Raw genomic sequence first — 8,372 nt, forward strand, 5'->3', positions numbered from 1 at the left:
TATTCGAAGCGGGTTGCTCCGGTGAGCGAATGGACCGTGGGGGCGGTGCTCGACGCGATCGCCGACGCCGTTCCCGATCGCCTGATGACCGTGTGCGGAGACCGCCGCAGCACGTTCGCCGAATCGGCGGCCAGGACCACCAGGCTGGCAAGTTTCCTCAGCGGCAAGGGATTTGGTGCGCATGCCGAGCGGGCGACGCTGCGGCCCTGGGAATGCGGGCAGGACCGGATCGCGCTCGTCATGTACAACGACCTGTACCCCGACATGGTGATCGGGTGTCTGAAGGCGCGCACCGTTCCGGTCAACGTCAATCACCACTACGCGCCCCGCGAAATCGCCGACCTGCTCGCCTACGTCGCGCCGCGGGGGATCATCTATCACCGCGCCCTGGGCGCCCGGTTCGCCGACGTGCTGGCCGCCGCCGGGGCCGAGCTGCTGGTGTGCATCGAGGATGCAAGCGGCGCAGCCGAATTGCCCGGCGCAATTTCGTTGGATGACGCGTTGGCGGCCGGAGATCCCGGCTACCACCCGCTAGGGTCGCCCGACGACCTGATCATGATGTGCACCGGTGGGACGACGGGCCGCCCCAAAGGGGTGCTGTGGCGCCAGAGCGACATGTACGTGTCGTCGATGGTGGGCGCCGACCACGACAGCGTCACCGAGATTCACGACAAGGTTCGCGGCGGCGGGCCGCCGTGGTTCGCGGTTTCCCCGCTGATGCACGCGGCCGGCATGTGGACGGCGTTCGCGGCGCTGTGCGCCGGCCTGCCGGTGGTGCTCTACGACGACCGCCACAAGCTCGACGTACGGTCGGTGTGGGAAACCGCCGAGCGCGAGAGGGTGGGCATGATGACGATGGTCGGTGACGCCTACGCCGGTCCGCTGGTCGCCGAGCTGCGGGCGCATCACTACGACATGTCCTCGCTGAATGCCATCGGCACGGGCGGGGCCGCCACCAACGCGAAATACAAACGCGCCCTGATGGAATGCCTGCCGCACATCACCATCATCGAGGGTTACGGGTCTTCGGAAAGCGGCAACATGGCGTTCGGGCACAGCCGCGAAGGGATCGCCAGCGAAACGTTCCAACCCAGGGACGGCGCCGCCGTCGTCTCCGAGGACCGCCGCCGCTTCCTGCGGCCCGGTGAGCGGGAAATCGGCTGGGCCGCCAGGACGGGCCGCATCCCGCTGGGTTACTTCAACGACGCCGAGGCCACCCAGCGGACGTTCCTCGAGATCGACGGCCGGCGCGTGGTGATTCCCGGGGACCGCGCCGCCCTCGAAAAGGACGGCACCATCCGCCTTTTCGGCCGCGACTCGCTGGTCGTCAACACCGGTGGGGAGAAGGTCTTCGTCGAGGAGGTCGAAGAGGTGCTGCGCGCGCACCCCGGCGTGGCCGACGCCCTGGTGGTCGGGCGGCCCAGCGAGCGCTGGGACCAAGAGGTGGTCGCGCTGATCGCCGCGCACCCCGGCTCCGAGGCCCGCGCGAACGAGCAGACCCTGTACGCCCTGTGCACCTCACGGCTGGCGCATTTCAAGGCGCCCAAGGCTTTCGTCTTCGTCGAGCACATCGAACGCCTCGGCAACGGCAAGCCCAACTATCGGTGGGCCCGAGAACAAGCCGACCAAGAGGTCTCAGCGTCATGACCGCCAAAGCGATCGACTGCCTCGTCAACGTGCACTTCGGCGAGACAGATTCCCAGCCCGGCTGGATGCTCAAGGTCCGCGACGACTACTTCAAGGGCCCGGAGTCGATGTTCGCGCCGGTGGACCTGTCCGAGCTGCTCGACGAGATGGATTCCCAGGGCGTGCAAAAGGCGATCCTGATGGACTCGATCGCCAACCCGTCCACCACCGCGCGCAAGTTCGTCGAGGCCAAGCCGGAAAGGTTCGCGCTAGCCATGGGCGGTGTGAACCTGCTGCGGCCGGTCCGGTCGTTGCGCGAACTGACCGCCGTCGTTGGTGACCTCCCGGTCGTCTATGCGGTTGTCGGGCCTAGCTTTTGGGGTGATGGGCAGTACCCGCCCAGCGACGCCGTCTACTACCCGCTCTACGCCAAGTGCGCCGAACTCGACCTCCCGCTGTGCGTCAACACCGGTATTCCGGGACCGCCGATACCGGGGGAGGTGCAGCATCCGATGCACCTGGACCGGGTGTGCGTGCGGTTTCCCGAGCTGAAGCTGTGCATGATCCACGGGGCCGACCCGTGGTGGGACGTCGCGATCCGGTTGCTGCTCAAATACGCCAACCTGCGCCTGATGACGTCGGCATGGTCGCCCAAACGCTTGCCGGAAGCCCTGCTGCACTACATGCGGACGCGGGGTCCCGACAAGGTGATCTACGCATCGGACTGGCCGGTGCTGCGCATGCGCCGGGTCATCCCGGAGGCACGCGCCCTCGGCCTGCCGCCCGAGATCCTCGACAACTACCTCCACAACAACGCGCGGGAGTTTTTCTTCGGGAAGGAACGCTGATCATGGACCGCTACGAACTGCGCAGGCTTGACTACAGCCTCTCCGAAGACCACGTCGCGCTGCAGGACGCCTACAAGCAATTCTTCAAAACCCACTGCCCGATCGAAACCGTCCGCGCCGCAGAGCCTTCCGGCTTCGACAAGAACCTGTGGGAGCGGTTGTGCGCCATGGGCGCGACCACCATGGCGCTGCCGGAGTCCTGCGGCGGGGACGGGGCGACCCTCGTCGACCTCACCCTGGTGGCCGAGGAGATCGGCCGGTCGCTGGCGCCCGTCCCGTGGATCGACCACGTGTGCGCCGCCCGGCTGCTGGGGCGCCTCGGGGCGCTGGGCGCCGACACCGCGGGTGTGGCCCATGGTGAACAGCTCGCCGCGATCGACGCGCGCATCGACGCCGCGCCGGGCGTCCGGCTGATCCCGGCGGGCTCGATCGCCGACCACATCGTCGTCCGCGACGGCGATCAGGTCGTGCGCCTCTCCTTCGGCACCCGGCCGGCGAGGGTCGACAACCTCGGCCGGTTGCCGATGGCCTGGGTGGACCCGGCCGCGGCGGACACCCGCACGGTCGTCGCCGAGGGACCCGACGCGGTGGTGAGTTACCAACGGGCCCTGGACGAATGGCGGCTCCTGACCGCGGCCGCGCTGGTCGGTCTGGTCGAGGAGACAATGACCATCGCCGCGGAGTTCGCCAAGACCCGCTACACGCTGGGCGTGCCCATCTCGACCCTGCAGGCCATCTCGCACCCGCTGGCTAACATGGCCATCACCGTTCAGGGCGGGCGTAACCTCGCCCGCCGGGCCGCCTGGTTCTTGGACAACGAACCCGATGAGCGTCCCGACTTGGCGCCGTCGGCGTTCGTCTTCATGGCCGAGGAGGCCGCCAAGGCGGCGACGATGGCGGTGCACATCCAGGGCGGCCTCGGGGTGTCCTCGGAAGCCGCGGCCACCGCGTACCTGGTGCGCGCCCGGGGCTGGCCGCTGGCCGCCGGCGACCCCGGGGCCACCGCCCTGCGGGTCGCGGAGATCGTCGCGGCCCGCGAAAGCGCACCCCAGCCGGCTTAGGACAGGAGCGAAAAATGGACTTCTCCCGGGTCGAGCTGTCGGCGGAAGACGAGGCCTTCCGCGAAGAGGCGCGGAATTTCTTGAGCACCCACGTCACCGACGAGGTCCGGCGCCGGGACCGCGAGACGGGTGACAACTTCGACGAGGGCCTGCATCTGAAGTTCGGCGCCGCAGGCTATTTGGAGGCCGAGTGGAAGCCGCAGTCCGAGGGCGGGTTCAGCCGGGTCCGGCGGCGCATCTGGGAGCTGGAGAAGCGGAGGGCCCATGTGCCCTGGGTGACCTGGGGGACGACCGCGATGGTGGCGCGCTCGGTGGCGAAGTTCGGATCACCGGAAATCCGCGACGAGGTGCTGTCGAAGGTTTTCAGCGGCGAGGTGCGCTTGTGCCTGGGCTACACCGAACCCGAGGGCGGCTCGGACGTCGCCACCTGCAAGACCCGAGCGGTGCGCGACGGTGACGCCTGGATCATCAACGGCTCCAAGATGTTCACTACGGGTGCGCACAACTGCCAATACGTGTTTCTGATCACGAATACCGCGCCGGAGGCGCCGAAACACAAGAGCCTGACGATGTTTTTGGTTCCGCTGGATTCGCCGGGCATCGAGATCCAGGGCATCCGCACGGTGGACGGCGACCGGACCAACATCGTCTACTACAGCGACGTCCGCGTCGACGACAAGTACCGGCTCGGCGACGTGAACGCCGGCTGGACCGTGCTACGCGAGCCGCTCAATGTCGAGCATGGCGCGGTCGCGGCGGCGCCCGACGGGCTGCAGGACACCTCGATCATGATGCATCAGGCCGGATCCCTGGCCGAGGCGGTCGACAATGCTGCAGCGTGCGTGACGAGGCACGGCCCCGACGGTCGCCGGTTGATCGACGACAAATCCGTCGCCTACCGCCTGGGCCGCAGCGCCGCCCGTTTGGAAGCCGCGCTGTCGTCCCCGAGCATCTTCGGCCGCGTCGCGATCGCGCAGACGATGCGGGACATCTCCCCGGACCTGATGGACATCCTCGGCGCGGCCTCTGCCTTGCCCCACGGGACCGACGGCGCCGCCGACGACGGCAGCGCCGAGTACGCCTTCCGTTTCGCCCCCCTGGTGGGCATCTACGGCGGCACGCTGGAGGTGTTTCGCAACATGATCGGCCAGTATGTGCTCGGGCTGGGCAAGCCCAATTACTCACCGCCGAAAACCTCCTGACGCGTTCGGTCATGACGCGACCCGCGTCGGCGTCGCAGCCAGTTACCCGCTCGATGGATCATCGGTTCGGCGCGCAGTCGCGGCCCGTGACGCATTCACCAGGACAGCGGCACGGCCATCGCCACGGCCTGCAGAGCGGGCACGATGCCGAACACTGCCACAGCGCCACCGGTGATCACCGCGGCCGCGATGACGACCGCGATCACGCGTGCCTTCTCCAGCCACTCCTCACCGCCGGGGGCCCCGTTGAAGAGCGTGGTCAGTGTGGGGATGGCCCGACCGGGCGGCGGCACCCCCGGGTATACCGCCGGCCAGCTTCCCACCCGCTCGAGCTTGCCGGGTTCGGGAAAGAAGACCCACAGTTGCTGATTCTTGTCGCGGTAAGCGATACGCACCTGCGACGGGGCCACCGCCTTCCCCGTCGTATCAGCAGCCAGAACCCGTTGCTCGGCGACGGGGTTTATCGGGGGAAACGTGACCTTATGCGTAAACGTCCCCGGCACGTCCCGAAGGGTGTAGGCAGCGACAGTTTCCACCTTCGGCGCGGAGTTTTGGACCTCGACCGGCTTGGTGGGGCCGGGGTTCGGGTTTGAAAGGCCCGGCGCGCTCGGGGGCGGCTGTGGGGCCACCGGCGTCGCCTGGATCTGCACGGTCTCACCGGTCACAACGACCGGCGCCGGCGGTGGCGACGGCGGCGGAGTGGTATCGGCATGGGCCGGTGGGCTGGTGACAACCAGACCAGCTGTCATCGCGCCAGCGCAGAACGAACGCAAATTCGGCTGGCGGAAAGGCCGCGAGCCATTCGGCATGGGAATCTCCTTATCGACCAACTTCGACGACGCAGCGAGGTCGCGTCGCCGGCGACATCACGAGTACACGCCTCACCGTGTCCGGTCTGGTGCTCCTTTCTGGTGGTCGGATGGTCCTGGGGTCGGCGGCGCCAACGTCGACGCCCGCCTTTAGGCGGCGATACGATCGGGCGAACGAGGTCCTCGAGGCTGGCAATCTTCGCGGCCGAAGTCGTCGCATGTGGCGCGCCCGATATGAAAGTCACTCCCGGATGGCGTCGAATTGTCCACGTGAATACCCAACGGGTCGGCCGGTCTCGGTCGTTCGGTCAGCGTCCTGGTCGTGTCGCACCGGCTGCCCTGACAGCCGGTGCGTTGGTTGTCATCTTCGGCCCGACGGCCAGCGCCGGCGCCCGTGTGGCACTACCTGCAATTGACCCGCGGCCGGCCACCGACTACGCAGCCGTGCGTGACCCGCTACCCACATGCCCGGTTCGGCCGCGGGCCAGTGCTCGGGTTCGGACAGCGGTGTTGGCGATCGGTCCGGCCCGTACGTTACGGCGGCGTGGCGGTCGGCTGGTTGAGTTGCGTTATCACAGATGCCAATTCGGCCCTCGTAGCGACACCGGCCTTGACGCTGGCCCGATAGATGTGGCCTTCGACGGTGCGCACCGACAGCGACATCGCCTCGGCAATTTCGCGGTTGGACAGTCCTTGCACTACCAGCAGGGCGATCTCCCGCTCACGTCCGGTCAGTGGGAGTGTGACCTTGGCCGCGGCCAGCGCCGGACTGGTGGCACCTGCGCAGAGCGCGGCGAGTTGGCGGGCGCGGGCGCTCGCCGACAGTGCGCTGCCACGCAGGCCGGCCTGACGATAGCTCGCGGCGGCTTGGGCCGCGGCATCGGCGCCGGCCAGCATGTCGCCCATCGCTTCGAAATCCCGCGACGCCGCTTCGAGGCCCGTGGGGTCGCTGTCGGCCAAGGCGCGCGCGTAGCGAGCCGCAACCGCCGCCCGCGGGCCTTCAACCTGCTGCGCCAATTCGGCCAGGCGGTCTGCCACCGCGACGGCGGTGTCGCCGAACTGGGCCGCGGTTTGCAGGCACATCACTTCACGCGCCAGCTGGCCGTGGCTGCGGGCGAATTCTGCTGCCCGAGCGGCAATCTGACGTGCCTCGCCGACCCTCCCGCGTACCGCCGCCACCCACGCTGACGCCAGCAGGTAGCCGGACTCGACGTAGGCGTAGGCCGGATGGCGGCTCTCGCGGGTGGCGTCCAACGCCGCGACCGCAGCATCGATCTGCCCGCCGCGGGCCAGCGCCTCGACGTAGAGAATTTTGAATCGATAAAAGATGCCACTGATTTCGCCGTAGCTGCCGATGCTTGCGCCGGCCGAGCCGAGACATCGCAGCGCGGTCGCCAGGTCGCCCTTGCCCAGTGCGGTCATGCCCACCACGGCGGTGGCCATCGAGGCAACCATTCCCGGCAGTTCAGCGCAGAGCCGGTGGCGGGCCTCGGCGACGGCGACGGCTTCTTCGATATAGCCGGCGGCCAGTAGCGCCCAGGCGTGGAATTCGGCCAACCCGGTGCCCTGGTAGCTGTCCTGGGGTGATTGGCCGACCACCGCATAGCCGGCGGCGGCTCTTTCGGCGGCCTGTTTTGGCCGCCCGAGGTCGCCCAGAGCGATGGTCTGAGCACACAGGCCCAGAATCCGGCCGAAAGGATCGAGGCGCCCGTCGTCGACCCCGGCCATCGCCTCAACGGCCTCGGCGGGTCTGCCCCCCAGGACCAGCTGCACGGCGCGAAACGTGCGCAGGTGCTCGTTATGGGCGGTCTCGCTGCGGGCGAGCGCGCCATCGATGACCTCCCAGGCTCGTTCTGGGCGTCGCAGCACCCACAACGAGTTGGCCGCGCGCAGGATCGCGGGGTTGATGAATCCGCTTGCGGGCAGATGGTGGTCGTCGATGGTGTCGAGGACTTGTTCTGTCTCGGTTCCTTGTTCGCGCATGAACAACACGTAGGCCAGCAGCAGTTTGGTCTGCGGGCCCGCTTTCGCTTCAACGGCGGCGCGCGCGAATCGCTCGGCCAGCGCTAAATCCAGGCGCGACCGCGCGGTATTGGCGGCGCGCGACAACACCTCAGGATTGGGCGGCAGGTCAGATTCCAGCCAAAGGAGCCCGAGCCGAAGAGGATCCACCCGCGAGGACTGTTCGATGTGGGCCATGGCGGTTGCGATTTCGCCACGCAGCCGGCGCAGCCGCAGCGGGCCGCATTGGTTGAGCCGGGCTTCGCCATATAACGGATGGCCCACATAAACGGTATCGGCGCTCGAGGACACCCTGATCAGCCCGCGCTCCTCCGCGGCCTCTACCGATTGGGGGCTGACCAGCGAGGCCAGACAGGATCGATCGAGGGGTTCGGCGACGGCCACCAGGTCGATCACGTCGCGCACCTCCTCGGGCACCGCGCCGACGTGCAGTTCGACGAGTTCGACGAGGGTCGGCGACACCGACGATCCGGGCTGCCAGCGCCACTGACCGTCCTGGCATACCAGGCGGGCGGCCGCGCGTTCCTGCTCCACGAGGTGACGCAGGTACAACACGTTCCCGCGGGTCAGCTTCCACATCCGCTCGGCGCACTCGGGGCTCAGAGTGCCCAGAACTGAATGAAGCAGCTCCTCGGATTCCGGCCGCGACAGCGGCTGCAGTTCCAGCCGCCGCAGCACACCGTCCTTCCACAGCGTGCTCACCGCGTCGGGCGCCGCCTGGCCCGTGTGGCTGTGACAGCCTGATTTGGCCCCGGGTGGGCGGTCGAAAGTGGCCCCACCTGTGTGGTCGCGGGTGTGCTGTTG

6 protein-coding genes are annotated in these 8,372 nt (G+C 68.2%); 4 read left to right on the forward strand and 2 right to left on the reverse strand.

Annotation, left to right across the window (positions count from 1 at the left end; genetic code table 11):
• Positions 1-21: 21 nt before the first annotated feature.
• The 4 genes from AWC19_RS05490 to AWC19_RS05505 are packed head-to-tail and all read left to right on the forward strand — an operon-like array spanning position 22 to position 4,737.
• Positions 22-1,647: an acyl-CoA synthetase gene (locus AWC19_RS05490; RefSeq protein WP_085077059.1), complete on the forward strand. Its 1,626-nt coding sequence runs from the start codon at positions 22-24 to the stop codon at positions 1,645-1,647.
• Positions 1,644-2,474, forward strand: a complete 831-nt coding sequence (locus AWC19_RS05495; RefSeq protein ID WP_085077060.1) for an amidohydrolase family protein — start codon at positions 1,644-1,646, stop codon at positions 2,472-2,474. The genes AWC19_RS05490 and AWC19_RS05495 overlap by 4 nt, the downstream gene beginning before the upstream one ends.
• A 2-nt stretch (positions 2,475-2,476) precedes the next feature.
• Entirely contained in the window at positions 2,477-3,535 is a 1,059-nt protein-coding gene (locus tag AWC19_RS05500) for an acyl-CoA dehydrogenase family protein (protein ID WP_085077061.1), read from the forward strand.
• A gap of 14 nt (positions 3,536-3,549) precedes the next feature.
• On the forward strand, positions 3,550-4,737 hold the full coding sequence (locus AWC19_RS05505; RefSeq protein WP_085077062.1) for an acyl-CoA dehydrogenase family protein: 1,188 nt from the start codon (positions 3,550-3,552) through the stop codon (positions 4,735-4,737).
• 95 nt (positions 4,738-4,832) lie between these two features.
• Here AWC19_RS05505 and AWC19_RS05510 read toward each other — a convergent pair whose 3' ends face one another.
• Entirely contained in the window at positions 4,833-5,486 is a 654-nt protein-coding gene (locus AWC19_RS05510; protein ID WP_142281011.1) for a hypothetical protein, read from the reverse strand.
• Positions 5,487-6,080: 594 nt separating this feature from the next.
• Positions 6,081-8,372, reverse strand: a 2,292-nt coding sequence (locus tag AWC19_RS31120; RefSeq protein WP_085077075.1) for a LuxR C-terminal-related transcriptional regulator, incomplete at its 5' end; no start/stop codon positions are given.

This window comes from Mycobacterium palustre, from assembly GCF_002101785.1.
Classification (GTDB): Bacteria; Actinomycetota; Actinomycetes; order Mycobacteriales; family Mycobacteriaceae; genus Mycobacterium; species Mycobacterium palustre.

What these genes read in the sequence shown, in the direction of transcription:
- AWC19_RS05495 (WP_085077060.1), top strand. Translation starts at nt 1,644, where the DNA reads ATGACCGCCAAAGCGATCGACTGCCTCGTCAACGTGCACTTCGGCGAG.
- AWC19_RS05500 (WP_085077061.1), top strand. Translation starts at nt 2,477, where the DNA reads ATGGACCGCTACGAACTGCGCAGGCTTGACTACAGCCTCTCCGAAGAC.
- AWC19_RS05505 (WP_085077062.1), top strand. Translation starts at nt 3,550, where the DNA reads ATGGACTTCTCCCGGGTCGAGCTGTCGGCGGAAGACGAGGCCTTCCGC.
- AWC19_RS05510 (WP_142281011.1), bottom strand. Translation starts at nt 5,486, where the DNA reads ATGACAGCTGGTCTGGTTGTCACCAGCCCACCGGCCCATGCCGATACC.